The sequence below is a fragment of the Protofrankia sp. CiP1_Cm_nod3 genome (assembly GCF_982290655.1).
The window spans coordinates 1-1,102 of the sequence record NZ_CEVIVD010000031.1; the positions used below are offsets into that span (position 1 = coordinate 1).

Genomic DNA, 1,102 nt, shown 5'->3' on the forward strand with positions numbered 1-1,102 from the left:
GCCCGCCCCTCACGGAGAGTTCTCCGGCACGCCCCGCCAGCACCGTAATGACGTCGTAATCAAGAAGAAGATCGACGCTGTCGCTTGCCTGTTCTCCGTCGCCACCATGGCTGGGGCGGCGTTCGCGGCTGTGCCGCCGGCGGCGTCCCGCGGGGGACTCGACCCAGCCCCGGTATGGGCGCGTCCGGGTCGAGTGGCTGGTACGCGGGATCCAGCTCGGCGAGCTCGCCGAGCTCGAACCTCCGGAGCTTGACCGCCCACCACAGCAGTGGACGGACGTCCCCACCGGAGGTCTTGTACTTCCCATCCGGCAGGACGGTGGCCCATTCACCATCCGGAAGGGGATGGAGGGCGGCGGATCTCCTCCGCCGCCGGCTTTCCGAGATGAACCAGTTCGGAGCCCACCCACGGGTCCATGGGCCGGTAGACCGGTTCAATGATCTTTTCGCGGAAAGTGGTCACTACGTCCAAGCCCGGCGTTTCGACGCTGACCGCGACCGGCCAGCGTCGCCGCTCCCCGTCGCGCTGGCCGTCCATGCTCACATACGGCATGCCCCCGCCGCGGGTGATCTGCTCGACGAGGGCGTCCGGGTAGCGTGACCGGCAGGCCTGGGTGACGAGGTCCAGCAGACGGTCGGTCAGCTGCTCGTCGTCCGGCCCCGGATACGCTGGGGGCGACCCGCCGCCAGCGGCCGTACCGGGATAGAGTTGGTGGGGCCGTGGGCAGCTTTTCACCGTTGATGGCCGCGCCCAGCCCGGTCAGCAGCGCATGCCGGGCCTTGGTGGCGGAGCGGTCCACCAGGCTGATTCGGCCGAACGGCCGCATCAGTGACGGCATCTCGCAGGCGGCGGCCCGGACAGGGATCAGCTTCCGGTCTCCCCTGACCGCGTCGGCGAGGGCGGCGGTCAGCTCGACGCCGCACCATCTCGAGCCTTCGTAGGCCGGGGAGAGAATCGCGAGTACGCAGGTGGCGGCGGTGAGCTCCGCGTTGATCCAGCCGACAAAGCTGCTGCCGGGGACCGAGTGCCAGGCCTGCAGCCGGGGCCGGTAGCCGGCCTCCCGCAGTTGCCAGGCGATCCACACCGCCCACGGTTCGTCCAC

General features: G+C 70.0%; 1 protein-coding gene and 1 pseudogene. Both read right to left on the reverse strand.

From position 1 onward, the window contains the following. Positions 1–327: 327 nt before the first annotated feature. Positions 328–735 carry a hypothetical protein gene (locus AC5LUJ_RS08620; RefSeq protein ID WP_250287065.1) on the reverse strand — a complete coding sequence of 136 codons (408 nt, stop codon included), beginning with the start codon at positions 733–735 and terminating at the stop codon, positions 328–330. Between the two features lie 52 nt (positions 736–787). Beyond that, positions 788–1,102: pseudogene (locus tag AC5LUJ_RS08625) on the reverse strand (toll/interleukin-1 receptor domain-containing protein); the annotation flags it as partial.